This is a genomic window from Streptomyces sp. NPDC097617, assembly GCF_044761485.1.
GTDB lineage: Bacteria > Actinomycetota > Actinomycetes > Streptomycetales > Streptomycetaceae > Streptomyces.
The window spans coordinates 247,003-263,738 of the sequence record NZ_JBIWCL010000001.1; the positions used below are offsets into that span (position 1 = coordinate 247,003).

Here is a 16,736-nt window from a genome sequence, read left to right on the forward strand (position 1 = left end):
GCCAGAAATGAGCCTACGCGTACGCGCTCGTCCGTACGTCACTCGAAGGTTTGGCAAGTTGTTCGATCGCGGGGCCATCGGGTTCACCCATCTGTGGACTCTGCTCCAGGTTTGCCTCGTAGACCTGACGAGGTCCGAGAGACTCGGTCCACTCTCGCAAGGGGACGCGGGGTTCCTTTGCATGATTTCCACAGAGCCTCCCGGGCCCGGCTGTCCGCCAAGGGCCGAGTCGAGGGACGCCTGCGGGGGGAAAGGCCGAAATGGTCAACAAGAATCGGATGAACAGGGTCGCCGCGATGATGGCGGCAGCCGCCCTGGTATCCGTGGCAGTACCCGCCGCGACCGCCACGGCGGCCGTGACACCGCGCATCGACCTGAAGGTGCTGGTCGTCGACGACGGCGGCAGCTCGGTCGAGGCGATCACCGCGGAACTCCGCGACACGGGGGTGCCCTACACCCGCGTCCAGCTGGGCAGCAGTGGCCGCCCGGTCATCAACGCGGGCTTCCTCAGCGACACGGTGGACGGCCGTCCGCGCGCCAAGTACCAGGGTGTCGTCCTCCCGAACGAGAACCCGTTCGGCGAGGGCTCGGCCGAGATGGCCGCGCTCGCCGCCTACGAGACGACGTACGGGATCCGCCAGGTCGACGCCTACACCTGGGCCCACCCGGGCGTCGGGCTGGAATACACCGACAACGGCGGCTACAGCGGCCAGCTCGACGGCACCCAGGCCGCCGTCACCACCGCCGGAAAGTCCGGCCCCTTCGCCTACCTCGGCGGCCAGGTCACCTTCGAGGACAACTCGGCCCTGGTCCCCGAGAGCTTCGGCTTCATGGGCAAGCCGCGCCCCGGCTACACCAGCTACGTCGACGCGCCCGTCGGCTCGGGGCGGGCCTCGCTCGTCGGCGAGTACGCGCACGACGGCCGCAGCGAACTGGTCGTCACCTTCGGCTACAACCAGTACCAGCAGCAATTCCGCCTGCTCGCCCGCGGCATCGTCGACTGGCTGACCCAGGGGGTGCACCTCGGCCAGAGCCGCAACTACTTCGCGGTCCACGTCGACGACGTCTTCGCCCCCGACGCCCGCTGGAACAAGGACCTGAACTGCACGCCGGGCGACTACGCCTGCGCGGGTGGCGAGGGCCAGGAGAGCACCATCCGGATGAGCGCCGCCGACGCCGTGTACGCGGCGCAGTGGCAGACGTCCAAGAGCTTCAAGCTCGACATGCTCTTCAACGGCGGTGCCGGGGAGGAGTGGAAGGCCGAGAACGGCGGCGTCGACGCGCTGACCGCCCAGCTCGTCGCCGACCGTGCCAAGTACCGGTGGATGAACCACACCTACACCCACCCGTTCCTCGGCTGTGTCCAGAACACCGCCGTCACCCCGTGGACCTGTACGAAGAACGCCCAGGGCGCGATCCAGTACATGAGCCGCGCCGAGATCTCCGCCCAGATCCGCGACAACAACAACTGGGCGGCCACCAAGGGCATCACCACCGACAAGACCGAACTGGTCACCGGTGAGCACTCGGGCCTCAAGACCGCCCCGCAGCAGGCCGTGGACAACCCCAACCTGGCCGGCGCCCTCGCCGACAACGGGGTCAAGTGGGCCGGCAGCGACAACTCCCGCGAACCCGCGCAGCGCGCGGTCGGCTCCGCCCTCACGGTCCCCCGGCACCCGATGAACGTGTACTACAACACGGGCACCAACGCCGAGATGGCCGACGAGTACAACTGGATCTACACCAGCCGCGCCCACGGCGGAAGCGGCGTCTGCGAGGACAACCCGGCGACCTCCACCTGCCTGCCGGCCCCGCTGGACGTCAACACCGGCTACCTCAACAGCATCGTCCCGGCCGAGGCCCGCACCGCCCTGCGCCACGTCCTGGCCAACGACCCGCGGCCGCACTACGTCCACCAGTCCAACCTCGCCGAGGACCGCACCCTCTATCCCGTGCTCAACCAGGTCCTCGACACCTACCGCACCCTCTACGCCCCCAGCGCGCCGATCGTCAACCAGAGCATGAAGGACACCGGCGTCGAGTTCCAGCGCCGCGCCGCCTGGGACAAGGCGCTCGCGGACGGCAAGGTCACCGCCTACCGCATCGGCAAGGACGTCACCATCAAGGCGCCCTCCGGGGTCGTCGCCCCGGTCACCGCCCCGACCGGCACCAAGAAGCAGATGCTGCTCGGCACCGCCGACTTCGGCACCGCGTACGCCGGTACCCGCTCCGCCTGGTCCGGTCCTGAGCTGCTCCAGAGCGCCGTCACGCTCAAGCTGCCCAACTGACCGTCCCGCAAGCCACCACGAGTACCACCTAGCGCCGGCGCTCCGCGAAACACGGGCGCCGGCCCCTTTTCCGTCCTGGGGGGACACACCGTATGAGTCATGGGCGTCACGTCACCATGCTCACCGAAGGCACCTACCCGCACGTCCACGGGGGCGTGAGCACCTGGTGCGACCAACTGGTACGAGGTATGCCCGAGGTCGACTTCAACGTCATAGCCCTGACCGGCTCCGGACGAGAGCCGGTCACCTGGGAACTGCCCCGCAACGTCTACCGGCACACCGCCTTCCCGCTCTGGGGGCCGCTCCCGTCCCGCGCCCGCCGCTCCACCCTGCGCGGCCGGGCCCACCGCCGCTTCACCGAGGTATACGAGAGCTTCCTGCTCTCCCTGCTCGACCCCGCGGGCGATCCCGCCCGGCACAGCTTCTCCGAGGCCCTGCGCGAACTCGCCGTCCTCGCCCGGGCCGGAAAGCTCGCACCGGCACTGCGCTCCGAATCGGTCCTGCGCCTGCTGATGACCGTATGGACCCGTCCCGGCCTCGCCACCGCCGAAGCCGCGCCCACCATCCACGACGCGCTCACCGCCACCGACCTGCTGGAGCACGCGCTGCGCCCGCTCGGTGTCCGGATCCCGCCCGACAGCGTCGCGCACGCCGTCAGCAGCGGCCTCGCCACCCTCCCGGCCCTCGCCGCCAAGTACCTCGACAGCGTCCCCTTCCTGCTCACCGAGCACGGCATCTACCTGCGCGAGCGCTACCTCGGCTACCGCACCGCCGAGCAGCGTTGGCCCGTCAAGGCGCTCATGCTGGGCTTCTACCGCGAGCTCAACACGGAGGGCTACCGGCAGGCCGACCTCATCACCCCGTGCAACCAGTACAACCGCCGCTGGGAGGAGCGCGGAGGCGCCGAGTCGGAACGCATCCGCACCGTTTACAACGGCGTCGACCCGCACGCCTTTCCCGAGGCCGGCCCCGAACCGGACGTGCCCACCCTCAGCTGGTGCGGCCGGATCGACCCGATCAAGGACCTCGAAACCCTCATCCGGGCCTACGCCTTCATGCGCGAGGAACTGCCCGCCCTGAGGCTGCGCCTCTTCGGCCCGGTGCCGGCCGGCTGCGAGGAGTACAAGCTCCGCCTGGAGAAGCTCGCCGCGGAACTCGGCGTGACCGACGGCGTCACCTACGAGGGCCGCATCGAGCAGGTGGCCCGGGCCTACGCGGCCGGCAGCGTCGTCATGCTCTCCTCCATCAGCGAGGGCTTCCCCTTCAGCATCATCGAAGCCATGTCCTGCGGCCGCACCACCGTCTCCACCGACGTCGGCGGAGTCCGCGAGGCCGTCGGGGACACCGGCCTCGTCGTCCCGCCGCGCGAGCCCGAGACCATGGCCCGTGCCACCCTCGCCCTGCTCCGCGACGACGAACGCCGGGCCGAGCTGGGCCGGATGTCCCGCAAGCGGGTGGTGGAGAAGTTCACCCTCCACCAGTCCGTGGACGGCTTCCGGCACATCTACCGCGAACTCGCGGGCCAGCCCGTCCTGCCGGTCCACGCGGGCGACGAATGGACCCAGCGGCTCGCGGATCCCTGGTACCGCGAACTCGCGGCGGACGGGAGCCTGTGGTGAGCGGATCCCTCTGGCTCAAGCCGCCCGGCCCCGGCAACCGCCCTGTTCACGGCAGCGGTCACGGCCCCGGCAACGGCACCGACACGCTCCGGGCCATTCCCCGGCCGCGCCGCGACGGCCCGGGAGGCCGGGTCACCGCCGCCGCCGACCCGATGGACGAACTCGCCGAACGCCTCGACGTGTTCATCGCCTCGGCCGTCCACCCCGACGAGATCGCCGCCATCCTCGAATCCGACGGCATGACGGACGAGTACATCCGGCTCACCTACGGCCGGCACGACTCCTTCGGACTCGCCGAGGAGCTCTATGCCCGGGTGCCCCGCTCCTTCCCGGAGCCGGGCGCCGCCCCCGACCCCTGGAAGGTCTCCCTCACCGCCTGCCTGCTGCGCGGGGTGATCTTCGCCCTGCCCGGCCTCGCCTACCTGCTCGGAGCGCCCCTGCTCGAAGGCCCGCAGGACCGCCTCGGCCTGCCCGCCGGGACGCTGACCCTGCTCGCCGGTGCGCTCATCGGCTGGGTCTGGGACCAGACCCTGTCCCACCGGGCCTACTCCTGGCTCGGCCTCGGCGACCGGGGCGCCGCCGGGCGCACCCTGCTCGTCGGCGCCCCGGTCGGCGCCCTGTTGGGCACGGCCGCCGCACTCTCGGTACCCGGCGGGCCACCGTTCTCCTACGCCTTTGCCGCCGGACAGGCCCTCTACGTCGGGGCCGCCACCGTTCTGCTCGTCCTCGGCCGGGAACGGCTGCTGCTCGCCGCACTCGCCCCGATGGCCGCCGGGGCGCTGCTCGCGCTCTTCGTCGACCTGCCCGTACCGGTACGCGTGGCCCTGCTCGCGGCGTCCCTGCTGGCCGCCTGCGTCCTGGCCCTGCGGGAGCTCCCGCTCGCCGACGGGCTACGGAGCGCCGCGCACCGGATCCGCGGCTGGGCGGCCCGCCGACCCGGCGAGGGCCCCGTGCGCTGGCAGATGCTGCGCGGGGCCGAGGAGGAGTTCGCATCCCGCGGGCCCCGGCTCGGGGACTCGGTCCCGTACGGGGTCTTCGGCCTCGGCACCGGCCTGCTCGTGCTGTACGCCGCCCTCGGCGAGGTGCTCGCCGGCGGTCCCGCCGAGGCGGTCGCAGCCCCCTCGGCGGTGGCCCTCACCCTCAGCATGGGACCGGCCGAATGGCTGCTCCACCGCTTCCGCAGCGGAAGCCTCTCCGGCCTCCAGGGGGCCCGTTCGCCCGGGGCCTTCCGGCGGCGGATGCTCACCACGCTGGCCCGCTGCCTCGCGCTCTACCTGACGGTGCTGCTGGCCCTGGGGCTGGCCGGCACCCTGCTCTGGCCGGGCGCCCCCGTCCTCACCGGAGTCCGGATCGCGACCCTGCTGCTGCTCGGGGCCGTCATGTGGACCGGGCTGCTCCTGCAGTCCTTCGGCGCGGTCCGGCCCGCGGCCGTGGTCTGCTCCTCGGCCGCGGTCGCCCAGAGCCTGGCCCTGCTGACCGGGCTGGGCCAGCCCCGGGCGGTTCAATTGGTGGTGGCGGGCGCGGCCGCCGCCGTACTGGCCGTCCTGGTCTGCCTGCTCCTCGGCCGCGCGACCGCCCACCGATGACGCACCGTCCGTCCGAGAAGAAGGACCCCATGCTGCTGGTGCCCCTCTACGAGCACCCCGCCGACCGGCCCGAAGCCTGGGAGCGGCTCATCCGCTCCGCGAGCCGGCTGCACTCGGTCGTGCTCAACCCCGACAGCGGGCCGGGAGCGGCCCGCGACGAGCGGTTCGCCCTCGTCGCCGAGCGGCTGCGCGACGCCGGGGTCCCCGTCCTCGGGTACGCCGACACCGACTACGGGAGGCGCCCGCACGCCGCGGTGGTGCAGGACCTGCTGCGCCACCGCGACTGGTACGCCACCGACGGGGCCTTCCTCGACCAGGCCTGCGCCGACCCCGAACTGCTCCCGCACTACGGGCGGCTCGCGGTCGCCGCCCGGGCCGCGGGCGCCCGTACCCTCGTCCTCAACCACGGGGTCCACCCGCACCCCGGCTACGCCGAACTCGCCGACCTGCTCGTCACCTTCGAGGGCCCCTGGGACGCCTACCGGGACGCGGGCGCCGCGCCCTCCTGGACCGCCGACCACCCGGCCCAGCGGTTCTGCCACCTCGTCTACGCCGTCCCGCCGGGCGCGCTCGCCGCCCGGCTCGCCGAGGACCTCGCCGCCGAACGAGGGGCCGGTGTGCACTGCGCCGTCCCGGGCAGCGGCGCGCACCCCTGGGGGACCCTCCCGTACGCCCTGGAGGCGGCGGGATGAGAAGGCTCGCAGCCCTGCTGCTGGTGCCCCTGATGCTGCTCGCCGCCTGTACGTCCCAGCCGGAACCGGAACCCGAGGAGCTGTCGCCCGATCCGCGGCCGGGGGAGCGGTGGATGCCGAAGCCGGGGGTGGGCTGGCAGTGGCAGCTCACCGGGAAGCTCGACACCTCGGTACAGGCGGCGGTGTACGACATCGACGGGTTCAACACCACGAAAGAGCAGGTCGCGACCCTGAAGAAGGACGGTCGCAAGACGATCTGCTACATCTCCACGGGCGCCTGGGAGGACTTCCGCCCGGACGCCGAGGCCTTCCCCGAGACGATGCTGGGCGAGGGCAACGGCTGGGAGGGCGAGCGCTGGCTGGACATCCGGCGCCTGGCCGAACTGGAACCGCTGATCGGCAAGCGGTTCGACCTGTGCAGGGAGAAGGGCTTCGACGCGGTGGAGCCGGACAACATGGACGGCTACGCCAACAGGTCCGGCTTCCCGCTGACCGCCGACGACCAGCTGAAGTACAACCGGCTGGTCGCCCGGCTGGCGCACGACCGGGGCATGTCGGTGGGCCTGAAGAACGACCTGGACCAGATCCCGCAGCTGGTGGGGGACTTCGACTTCGCGGTCAACGAGCAGTGCATGGAGTACGAGGAGTGCGACCGGTACGTGCCGTTCATCGACGCGGGCAAGGCGGTGTTCCACGTGGAGTACGAGGGCCGGCTGACCCGCTGGTGCCCGATGGCCCGCGCCGCGAAGCTGAGTTCCTTGCAGAAACGCTACGACCTCGACGCCTGGCGCCAGGTCTGCCGCTAGCCTCGCCGGCACCTTTCGCCCGGGCGGCTCAGCCCCTCCGGCGTTCGAGGAGCGGGTCCGGGCAGAGCCCGCGCCTCAAACGCCGGCGAGGATGGAGTGGGCCCCGGCGAGGCTGGAGCGGGGTCCGGTGAGGCTGGCTAGGCCAGGGGGAGGATGGCGTGGACGCGGTAACCGCCGCCGTAGCGGGGGCCCGCGAAGCAGGTGCCGCCCAGGGCGCCGGTGCGCTCCCGCATGCCGAGCAGCCCGTGCCCGCCGCCAGGATCGACCGGCTCCGGCGACGGATCCGCCGACTCGCCGCCGTCGTCCAGGACCGTGACCTCCACCGACGGCCCCACCCGCACCACGCTGACCTCCGCCTTCGCCGCCGGTCCCGCGTGCTTGCGCACGTTCGTCAGCGCCTCCTGGATCACCCGGTACGCCGCCAGGTCCACGGCCGCCGGCAGTGGCCCCGCCGCCCCGTCCAGCTGCACTATCACCTCCACCGGGAGCCCGGCGTGCCGGAAGGTGTCCACCAGTTCGTCCAGGACGCCGAGTCCCGGCGCGGGCTCCGTCGGCGCCTCCGGGTCGCCGGACTGGCGCAGCAGCCCGACCGTGGCCCGCAGTTCGTTCAGCGCCGACCGGCTGGCGTCCCGTACGTGCGCCAGCGCCTCCTTCGCCTGGTCCGGGCGCTTGTCCATGACGTGCGCGGCCACTCCCGCCTGCACGTTGACCAGGGCGATGTGATGGGCCACCACGTCGTGCAGGTCCCGGGCGATCCGCAGCCGTTCCTCGGCGACCCGTCGCCGGGCCTCCTCGTCCCGGGTCCGCTCGGCCCGCTCGGCCCGTTCCCGGATGGCGTCGACGAAGGCCCGCCGGCTGCGTACCGCGTCGCCGGCGGCCGCGGCCATCCCGGTCCAGGCGAAGATCCCGAGGTTCTCCTGCGCGTACCAGGGCAGCGGCCCGGCGAGCATGGCCACACCCGTCAGGCCCGCCATCGTGAGCAGCCCGATCCGCCAGGTCGTCGGCCGGTCGGTGCGTGCGGCCACCGTGTACAGGGCGATGACCGTGCACATGGCGACGGGCGCCCGGGGCTCCCCGGTGGTCAGCTCCAGCAGGGACAGCCCGCAGGTCACGGCGAGGACGGCGCGCGGCTGCCGGCGCCGGAAGACCAGGGCGGTGGCGCCGAGCAGCATCAGCAGCAGCGAGACCGGCTCGGGGTTGCGCGTCCCGAAGGTGGGTCCGTGCGGTCCGTGCGGATCGGCGAAGGAGCCGACGACCATGGCGACGAACGCCCCGAACGCCAGCATGGCGTCGGTGGCGAGCGGATGGGCCCGCATCCACTGCCGGGTGGGGGCGAACCGCCCGAGGTCTGTCGTCACCCCGATACGGTACGGCCTCACCCGCCGCCGGCCCCTACGACGGAGGGTGGGAGCGCTGCCCCAGCGGTACGCGGGAGCGCACCGGCCCCCAGTGCGCCCGCACCACGCACACCGCCATGACCGCGGTGATGGCCGCCAGGTGCTCCTTGCCCGCCAGGTTGTTCTTGAACAGCACCTCGACGATCATCACCAGGATCACCAGAGTGCCGGTGAGGTAGGCCCGGTAGCGCCAGCAGACGTAGATGGCCAGCCCCACCACCGCCGCCGAGGGCCCGGTGTCGTTGACGATCCGGTCGGACACCGGCAGACCGAGGGGATGCTCCGGCCCCAGCGCGAGCCCGATCCGGGCGTACGTGGTCCCGGCGAGGGTGGCGACGTAGCCCACCAGCAGAGTGCGCCACCAGCCGATGCAGATCTCGGCGATCCCGAAGACGAGCAGGATCTGCGCGAGCGCCCCCCACACCGGCAGGTCCAGGGCCGGGACGAACAGCGACAGGGGGGTGCGCAGGATGGCCAGCCAGAGTGGGTCGGCCGCCTTGACCGAGCCGAGGTTCTGGACGGGCTGGAATCCCCAGGGGGTGTTCTGCACGATCTGGAAGACGGAGGTCAGGCAGACCGCGCCGATGGTCATCGGGATCGCCCGCCACCTGTCGCGCACGAGCGCGTCCCGGACGGTCCAGAACATCGGCCCCCACTCGCGGCGGGCGAACTGCCGTGGTGGGGAGGTGGTCCTCGCTGTCAACGGCGGGTCTCCAGGTGTCTGCGGTGCAGCCACTTCGGAAGGCCGGGGGCCTCCAGGAAGCCCTCGGCCCGGCCGGCCGCGACACCGATCCGCAGCAGGTCCGAACTCTTCTCGAAGAGCATGAACCGCGGTTCCCAGATCGGCCGGTATTTGGCGTTGGCCCGGTAGAGGGACTCGATCTGCCACCAGCGGGAGAAGAAGCTGAGCAGCGAGCGCCACATCCGCAGCACCGGACCGGCGCCGAGCCTGGACCCGCGCTCGAAGACGGACCGGAACATCGCGAAGTTGAGCGAGACCTGGGTGACCCCGATCTCCTTGGAGCGTTCGAGGAGTTCGATGACCATGAACTCCATCAGGCCGTTCTCGGAGTTCCGGTCGCGGCGCATCAGGTCCAGCGACAGACCCTTGGGTCCCCACGGTACGAAGGACAGCACGGCCCGCAGTTCGCCGTTGCCGTCGGTGCACTCCAGCATCACGCACTGGCCGTCGGCGGGATCACCCAGTCGGCCCAGCGCCATGGAGAAGCCGCGCTCGGTGGCGCCGTCGCGCCAGTCGTCGGCGCGGCGGACCAGCTCGGCCATCTCGTCGGCCGGGATGTCGTCGTGGCGGCGGATGCGGACCGTGTATCCGGCCCGCTTGACGCGGTTGAAGGCCTGCCGGACGGTCCGCATGGCGCGGCCCTCCAGGGTGAACTCGGCGGTCTCGACGATGGCCTCGTCACCGAGTTCGAGGGCGTCCAGGCCGTGCCGGGCGTAGATCTGCCCGGCTTCCTCGCTCGCGCCCATCACGGCCGGCACCCAGCCGTGCTCGCGGGCCTCGGCCAGCCACGGGTCGATGGCGCCGGGCCAGGCCTCGGGGTCGCCGATCGGGTCGCCGGAGGCCAGCGAGACCCCGCCGACGACGCGGTAGGTGACGGCGGCCTTGCCGGTGGGGGACCAGATGACGGACTTCTCGCGGCGCAGCGCGAAGTAGCCGAGCGAGTCGCGGTCGCCCTGCCGGGCCAGCAGTGCCCGCAGGCGCTCCTCGTCCCCCTCGCTGAGCGGGTCGACGGCGCGGCGCGAGCGGAAGGCGGCGAACAGGACGGCGAGGAGCAGAAGCATCGACATGACGTTGATGCAGACGTCGACCCAGCCGGGGGTGGTGATCGCCTCGTAGGCCCGGTCGTCGGGGGCCAGGGTGATCAGCCGCATGACGCCGTATTTCCAGCGCGCCAGGAAGGAGGCCTCGGCGCTGAGCGGGGAGCTGTTGGTGGCGCCCACGATCAGGGCCGAGACCAGCGAGGTGAGCAGCAGGCCGACGGCGGCGACGGCGGTGGCCAGCGCCGGGTTGGAGCGGTCGCCCTTGGCGTAGAACTCGCGGCGGCCCAGCAGCAGGGCCCCGGTGAAGGCGGCCGTCAGGGCCAGGGAGACCCAGTTCTGCGGGTGCTCGCGGATCTCCTCGTACGCGTAGAGCGCGTAGGCGAGGAGCAGGGCGAGCAGGCCGCTGAGGACGAGGTTCAGGATCCAGGAGGCCCGCTTGCGGCGGCCGAGGGTGACGGCGAGCAGCAGGGTGAACAGCCCGGAGGCGAAGCCCGCGGTGAGCATGTACGGGGTGTAGAAGTCCTCGATGTTGTGGCGCCTCAGGTCCTGCCCGAGCGAAACCCACACCGCGCTGAGGAAGTTGATGAAGGTGACGGCGCGCAGGTACCACACCGCGAACGCGGCGCCGCGCTGCGATCGGGTGCTCCCCCGGCCGGTCTCCCGGCCACCCCCCGCCGCCTTGCCGGCGGGGTCGCCGCCGCTTTCTTTCCTGCCGGCTGACGGACCGGTCGCCGGTGCGGCGGTGCGGTCGGTCTCTGCGCTGGTCAAACGGACCTCTCCCATAAAAAGCGATCATATGGGGCGCAGCTGTCCGTGATTGCGCGGTCGGGGGCCCCGGCCTGGTCAGGACCGGGGGCCCCGGCGGCTCATTCCGTCGGCTTCTCCACCGCCCGCTCCGGGAGTTCCGCCGCGAGTGCGGCGGCCGCCCGGACGAGGGGGAGAGCCAGCAATGCCCCGGTACCTTCACCTACTGTGACGCTCAGATCGAGCACGGGGTTGAGTGCCATTCGGTCAAGAGCCTTCGCCTGCCCCGGCTCGCCGCTCGCCTGACCGGCCAGCCACCAGTCGGGAGCCCGGAATGCGGCCCGCTGGGCCACCAGCCCGCACGCGGCCGAAACCACACCGTCGAGGATGACCGGAGTGCGGCGTACCGCGCACTGGAGCAGGAATCCGGTGATGGCGGCCACGTCCGCACCGCCGACCGCGGCCAGCAGCGCCACCTGGTCGCCCAGCACCGGGCGGGCCCGGCGCAGCGCGTCGCGGATCGCCGCGCACTTGCGCATCCAGGCGAGGTCGTCGATGGGCAGTCCACCGCGGCCGGTGACCACGGAGGCGTCCGTTCCGCACAGGGCGGCGACGAGGGTCGCGGCGACCGTGGTCCCGCCGACGCTGAGGTCGCCGAGGACGACCAGGTCCGTTCCGGAGTCGGCCTCCTCGTCGGCGATCCGCATCCCGAGCCGCACCGCGGCCTCGGCCTCCTCGGCCGTCAGCGCGTCCTCCACGTCGATCCGGCCGCTGCCGCGCCGCACGCGGTGCTCGACCACGTCCGCGGGCAGGAGCTCGGGATCGCAGTCGAGCCCGGCGTCGACGATCCGTATCGTGGCGCCGAGCCGGCCGGCGAGGATGGCCACGGGGCTGGTCCCGTCCAGGACGGCCCGCACCAGTTCGTGGGCGGTGGACGCGGCCCGGGCGGAGACGCCCTCGGCGGCGATCCCGTGGTCGGCGGCGAACAGCACCACACGGGGCCGCTCGATCGGCTCGACCGGAACCCGACCCTGCGCGGCGGCGAGCCATTCGGCGAGCTCGTCGAGCCGGCCCAGCGCGCCGGGCGGGAGGGCGAGGCGCTCACGGCGTTCCTCGGCATCACGCCGGACGCCCCCGTCGGGGCGCTCGATCAGATCGGAGAAGTCGTCGAGATTCAGCGTGCTCATCTGGCAGAGAGTACAGCCGGTGAGGCCTTCCCTCAGGCCTTGGGCGCCCTGTTCCGGCCCGCTCCCGCACCAGCGATCCGAGGGACCAACACGCTCCTCGGCGCCGGGCCTTGTCCGGCCGGACAAGGCCCGGGTCCGGCCGCGGGCACTGCCTAGTCCTTGAGTACGTTGACCAGGCCCGCGACCACGAGGAGTACGTGCTCGCACTCGCCCGCGACCGCCGCGTTCAGCCGGCCCAGCTCGTCGCGGAAGCGGCGGCCGGAGGCGGTCGCCGGGACGACGCCCGAGCCGACCTCGTTGCTGACCAGCACCACCTGACGGCGGGTCGCGCGCACGGCCGCCACCAGCTCGGCGGTCCGCTCGCCGAGCCGCCGCCGTCCGCCATTGGCCCACACGGCGTCGTCCCAGGCCCCGGCCCCGTCCATCGCGTCCGTCAGCCACAGCGCCAGGCAGTCGACCAGCAGCGGCGGGCCGTCGGCCGCCAGCAGCGGGACCAGCTCGCAGGTCTCCACCGTCCGCCAGCTCGCGGGCCGGCGCTCCCGGTGCAGTCCGACCCGCTGCGCCCATTCCGAGTCCCCGTCCCGGGTGCCGCCGGTGGCCACGTAGACCACCTCGGGGAAGGACTCCAGCCGCCGCTCGGCCTCCACGGACTTGCCGGAGCGGGCCCCGCCCAGCACCAGGGTCCGGCGCGGCAGGTCCGGCACCGCGCGGTACTCCCCGACGATCACGGTGGTCCCGTCCGGCACCGCCCGGGCCCCGGCGGCCGCGCACCGGCGGTCCAGCTCCGGACCCGGCGGGGTGTCGTGGTCCAGGTGGACGGCGATCACGTCCGTGGTCGGGCCGACGGCGCCGCTCGCCCGCAGCCGCGCCAGCGCCTCGGGCCGGCCCAGTACATCGGCGACCACCATCTCGTACGGGCGCTGCCCGGCCCGGTCCGCCACCCCGGCGGGGGCGCCGCCGGGCGGCAGGTACAGCAGCCGGCCGCCGTCCGGGCCGGTGACCTCGTACCCGGTGCCCGGCGCGTCCATCGGTACGGCCCGCACCCGGTGACCGGAGATCACCGCGAGCTCCCGCCCGTCCGGCACCCGCCCGGCGGCCGGCAGGCCGGGCGGCAGCTCGACCGCGGGCCCGTCGTGCGGGTGGGTCAGCAGGACCTGCCGCACACCGGCCAGCGAATGCCCGGCCCGGGCCCCGGCCAGCACCGCCCCGGGGGTCAGGTCCAGCAGCAGCGCCCCGTCGACGAGGAGGGCGGTGGCGGCGCGGGCGCGCGAGCCCACGGAGGCCGCGCAGGTCGCACAGGGGCAGCCGGGGCGGGGCAGGCCCTCGGGTGTGCCGGTGCCGAGCAGAGTGAGTTCCACAGGATGATCCTCCCGCGTCGGGAAGACTGCTGCGCGCCCGGCTACTCTGCGGGCAGACTCAGGACACGAAGCGTGCGAGCAACGGAGGCGGACATGGCGTGGACGTGGCGGTTCGAGACGGCCGACGGCACCGAGGCGAGCCCGTCGGTGGTACCCGAGGAGTTCACCACGCAGGGCGATGCGGAGTCCTGGGTCGGCGAGTACTGGAAGGACCTGCTGGAAGGCGGCGTCGAACAGGTGAAGCTGTCCGACGACGCCGGGACCGAGCTCTACACGATGAGCCTGCGCGCCGCGCTGGACGCGTAGCCGTTCGGTAGGGACGAGTACGACGGAGCCGCCGGGTCGTCGAACCGGCGGCTCCGTCGTACGGTCAGCAGTCCGGCCCCGGCCGTCCCTTTCGAGCTAGCCGCGTACACCGCACAGGTGCAGCAGCGCGGCCACGCCCCGGTAGGGGTCGCTGCGCCCGGCGCGGTCCTCGGCGGCCAGCAGCCGCTCCAGTTCCTCGTCGGGCGGCAGGATCTCGCCGGCCTCGGTGCCGTCGGTGAAGACGCGCACCCCGTACCAGGCCTGCAGCGGCGCGCCGATCCCCGACAGGGTGGCCGTCAGCCCGACCAGCCGGTCCGCGCGGACCTGAAGGCCCAGCCGGTTCGTGTAGTCGACGGAGTCGAACGCGGCCAGCGCGCCCTTCCAGTCGCCGTCCAGGCCCGGCCGCATGGCGAGGGCGTCGCCGTTGCGCACCAGCAGGGACAGCAGTCCGCCCGGGGCCAGCATCCGGGCCAGCCCGGCCAGCATGGCGTCCGGCTCGGGCACGTACATCAGCACCCCGTGGCACAGCACCACGTCGAAGCTGCCCGGCAGGAAGTGGGCCCCGGTCTCGCGGCCGTCGCCCTCCATGAGGCTGACCCGGTCGCGGATCCCGGCGGGTTCCGCGGCCAGCGCCTCACGGGCGATGGCCAGCATGCCGGGGTCCTGCTCCAGGCCCGTCACCTTGTGTCCGGCGCGGGCCAGGCGCAGTGCCTGCGTTCCCTGGCCCATGCCCACGTCCAGCACCCGCAGCCGCTGCCCGACCGGGAAGCGGTGCGCGATCTGCTCGTCGACCTGCCGGCCCACGAGTTCTTGCCGGACCGCGTTGCGCAGTCCGCCCAGGCCTTCGAGCCAGAGCCGTGCGCCTTCCGCGAAGCCTTCCCCCGATGTGCCGGGCGTCGCTCGGCTCAGGGCCGTTCCCCGCGCTTGACCTGCGGCTTCGGCAGGCGAAGCCGACGCATCTGGAGGGTGCGCATCAGGCCGTAGGCGATGGCGCCGCGGCGGGGTTCGTTCGGGAAGCGCTCGACGAGGGCCTTGCGGAGGCGGAACACCAGGCCGACGGAGTCGAGGAGGATCAGGACGATCACACCGAGCCACAGCATCAGGGCGATGCTCTGGATCGAGGGCTGGCGCACCATGCTCAGCACCAGGATGACCACTGCCAGGGGCAGGAACATCTCGGCGACCGAGTAGCGGGAGTCCACGTAGTCGCGGACGAACCGGCGGACGGGACCCTTGTCACGGGTCGGCAGATAACGCTCGTCGCCACTGGCCAGCGCCTCGCGCTGCTTGGCCATCTCGGTACGGCGACGCTCACGCGCTCGCTTGGCATCCTCCTTGCGGTTGCCGGTCGAGGCCACCACGGTCTTGCGCTGCGACTGGGCCACAGCACGCTTCGGCGTAGGGCGGCCCTTCGGGGCCTGCGGGTCACGGGGCTGCGAGAGGTCGGCGCTCACCTTGTCGGTGGCGGCGGCCTTCTCTTCCTTGGAGGAGCGGCTACCAAACACAAAACCCAAGCCTACGTGGTTGCGGGCATGGGCCCCACCCCGCTGGGGAACGATCCGGCAACGGCGGGCGTCTTCACCATTGCACGGTGTGTGCGGTGGGCCCGCTCTCCTGGGATCACCTACTCCTTACGCCTGATGGGGCGCGGGCGTAGTCGTCCTGGAGGAGGAGCGCATCCGTACTCGAACAGTGCGGTAATGGAGGCAGGGCCCGTACTGTGGGTTCTGTCGGTGACCTGGAGCACAGTCCGTCTAGAAGGGGGCGCGCGAAGCCCATGAGCGGTGTCATGAAGCGTATGGGGATGATCTTCCGCGCGAAGGCGAACAAGGCCCTTGACCGGGCCGAGGACCCGCGCGAGACCCTCGACTACTCGTACCAGAAGCAGCTGGAGCTGCTGCAGAAGGTGCGCCGCGGAGTCGCCGATGTGGCGACCTCCCGCAAGCGCCTGGAGCTGCAGCTGAACCAGCTCCAGGGGCAGTCCGCCAAGCTGGAGGACCAGGGCCGCAAGGCCCTCGCCCTCGGCCGCGAGGACCTGGCCCGTGAGGCACTGTCCCGCCGCGCCTCGCTCCAGCAGCAGGTCAGCGACCTGGAGGTGCAGCACCAGACCCTGCAGGGCGAGGAGGAGAAGCTGACCCTCGCCGCCCAGCGGCTCCAGGCCAAGGTGGACGCCTTCCGGACGAAGAAGGAGACCATCAAGGCCACCTACACGGCGGCCCAGGCGCAGACCCGGATCGCGGAGTCCTTCTCCGGCATCTCCGAGGAGATGAGCGACGTCGGCCTCGCCATCCAGCGGGCCGAGGACAAGACCGCCCAGCTGCAGGCCCGCGCCGGTGCGATCGACGAGCTGCTGGCCTCCGGTGCGCTCGACGACCGGAGCGGACTCGGCTCCAAGGACGACATCCAGGCCGAGCTGGACCGCCTCTCGGGCGGTACGGACGTGGAGCTGGAGCTCCAGCGCATGAAGGCCGAGCTGGCGGGCGGCCCGTCCGCCCAGCAGCAGGCCATCGAGGGCGGCGCCCAGGGCAACGGGCAGCAGTCGCAGACTCCGCACCGGTTCGACAAGCAGTAGGACGGGGCCCGTCATGATTGTCCGCATCATGGGGGAAGGCCAGATGGAGCTGGCGGACAGCCACTTCATCGAGCTCGGCAAGCTGGACGACGAACTGCTCGCGGAGATGGAGAACGGCGACCAGGAGGGCTTCAGGCGCACCCTGGGCGCGCTGCTCGAAGCCGTACGGCGGCTCGGTGAGCCGCTGGCCGACGATGCTCTGGAGCCGTCCGAGCTGATCCTGCCCGCCCCGGACGCGACGCTCGACGAGGTCCGCGAGATGCTCAGCGACAACGGCCTGATCCCGGGCTGAGCCCGGCCGGGCGCACCGACACGGCGGCGGGGCCCCCCCCCCCCCCCCGGGGGGGGGGGCCCCCCCCCGGGGGGGGGGGCGGGGGGGGGGGGGGGTCCAACGCGACA

Annotated in this window: 15 protein-coding genes; 8 read left to right on the forward strand and 7 right to left on the reverse strand. The window is 72.6% G+C overall.

Annotated features, from left to right (window positions below; translation table 11 throughout):
- Positions 1–260 precede the first annotated feature (260 nt).
- The 5 genes from ACIQZO_RS01205 to ACIQZO_RS01225 all read left to right on the forward strand — a co-directional run bounded on the left by ACIQZO_RS01205 (position 261) and on the right by ACIQZO_RS01225 (position 6,991).
- Entirely contained in the window at positions 261–2,288 is a 2,028-nt protein-coding gene (locus ACIQZO_RS01205) for a hypothetical protein (protein WP_403618195.1), read from the forward strand.
- Positions 2,289–2,380: 92 nt separating this feature from the next.
- A complete protein-coding gene (pelF, locus tag ACIQZO_RS01210) occupies positions 2,381–3,907 on the forward strand; it encodes a GT4 family glycosyltransferase PelF (protein WP_403618198.1) in 1,527 nt (508 codons plus the stop codon).
- Positions 3,904–5,493, forward strand: a complete 1,590-nt coding sequence (locus ACIQZO_RS01215; RefSeq protein ID WP_403618200.1) for a hypothetical protein — start codon at positions 3,904–3,906, stop codon at positions 5,491–5,493. The genes pelF and ACIQZO_RS01215 overlap by 4 nt, the downstream gene beginning before the upstream one ends.
- Complete coding sequence (locus ACIQZO_RS01220; protein WP_403618203.1) at positions 5,490–6,185, forward strand: spherulation-specific family 4 protein; 696 nt, start codon at positions 5,490–5,492, stop codon at positions 6,183–6,185. Before ACIQZO_RS01215 ends, ACIQZO_RS01220 begins: the two co-directional genes overlap by 4 nt.
- The gene (locus tag ACIQZO_RS01225; protein WP_403618205.1) at positions 6,182–6,991 is read left to right on the forward strand and encodes an endo alpha-1,4 polygalactosaminidase; all 810 of its coding nucleotides are present in this window, start codon (positions 6,182–6,184) and stop codon (positions 6,989–6,991) included. Before ACIQZO_RS01220 ends, ACIQZO_RS01225 begins: the two co-directional genes overlap by 4 nt.
- Before the next feature lie 137 nt (positions 6,992–7,128).
- Here ACIQZO_RS01225 and ACIQZO_RS01230 read toward each other — a convergent pair whose 3' ends face one another.
- The 5 genes from ACIQZO_RS01230 to ACIQZO_RS01250 form a co-directional block, all read right to left on the reverse strand.
- A complete protein-coding gene (locus tag ACIQZO_RS01230; RefSeq protein ID WP_403619171.1) occupies positions 7,129–8,307 on the reverse strand; it encodes a sensor histidine kinase in 1,179 nt (392 codons plus the stop codon).
- Between the two features lie 76 nt (positions 8,308–8,383).
- Entirely contained in the window at positions 8,384–9,034 is a 651-nt protein-coding gene (locus ACIQZO_RS01235; protein WP_403619174.1) for a hypothetical protein, read from the reverse strand.
- A gap of 53 nt (positions 9,035–9,087) precedes the next feature.
- Positions 9,088–10,953 (reverse strand): phosphatidylglycerol lysyltransferase domain-containing protein, encoded by a 1,866-nt coding sequence (locus ACIQZO_RS01240; RefSeq protein WP_403618208.1) that lies wholly within the window; start codon positions 10,951–10,953, stop codon positions 9,088–9,090.
- 83 nt (positions 10,954–11,036) lie between these two features.
- Positions 11,037–12,101 (reverse strand): nicotinate-nucleotide--dimethylbenzimidazole phosphoribosyltransferase, encoded by a 1,065-nt coding sequence (cobT, locus tag ACIQZO_RS01245; RefSeq protein WP_403618211.1) that lies wholly within the window; start codon positions 12,099–12,101, stop codon positions 11,037–11,039.
- Between the two features lie 152 nt (positions 12,102–12,253).
- Positions 12,254–13,459, reverse strand: a complete 1,206-nt coding sequence (locus ACIQZO_RS01250; protein WP_403618214.1) for a bifunctional adenosylcobinamide kinase/adenosylcobinamide-phosphate guanylyltransferase — start codon at positions 13,457–13,459, stop codon at positions 12,254–12,256.
- A 93-nt stretch (positions 13,460–13,552) separates the two neighbouring features.
- Between ACIQZO_RS01250 and ACIQZO_RS01255 the strand changes: the two genes are divergently transcribed.
- Positions 13,553–13,765: a hypothetical protein gene (locus tag ACIQZO_RS01255; protein ID WP_403618217.1), complete on the forward strand. Its 213-nt coding sequence runs from the start codon at positions 13,553–13,555 to the stop codon at positions 13,763–13,765.
- 96 nt (positions 13,766–13,861) lie between these two features.
- On the opposite strand, the gene ACIQZO_RS01260 is transcribed toward ACIQZO_RS01255, so the two are convergent.
- Positions 13,862–14,605, reverse strand: a complete 744-nt coding sequence (locus ACIQZO_RS01260) for a class I SAM-dependent methyltransferase (protein WP_403619177.1) — start codon at positions 14,603–14,605, stop codon at positions 13,862–13,864.
- Between the two features lie 65 nt (positions 14,606–14,670).
- Positions 14,671–15,279: a DUF3043 domain-containing protein gene (locus ACIQZO_RS01265; protein WP_403618219.1), complete on the reverse strand. Its 609-nt coding sequence runs from the start codon at positions 15,277–15,279 to the stop codon at positions 14,671–14,673.
- Positions 15,280–15,542: 263 nt separating this feature from the next.
- Here ACIQZO_RS01265 and ACIQZO_RS01270 point away from each other — a divergent pair, with 263 nt between their 5' ends.
- The gene (locus ACIQZO_RS01270; protein WP_403618222.1) at positions 15,543–16,337 is read left to right on the forward strand and encodes a PspA/IM30 family protein; all 795 of its coding nucleotides are present in this window, start codon (positions 15,543–15,545) and stop codon (positions 16,335–16,337) included.
- 13 nt (positions 16,338–16,350) lie between these two features.
- Positions 16,351–16,629 carry a hypothetical protein gene (locus tag ACIQZO_RS01275; protein WP_403618225.1) on the forward strand — a complete coding sequence of 93 codons (279 nt, stop codon included), beginning with the start codon at positions 16,351–16,353 and terminating at the stop codon, positions 16,627–16,629.
- Positions 16,630–16,736: the final 107 nt, after the last annotated feature.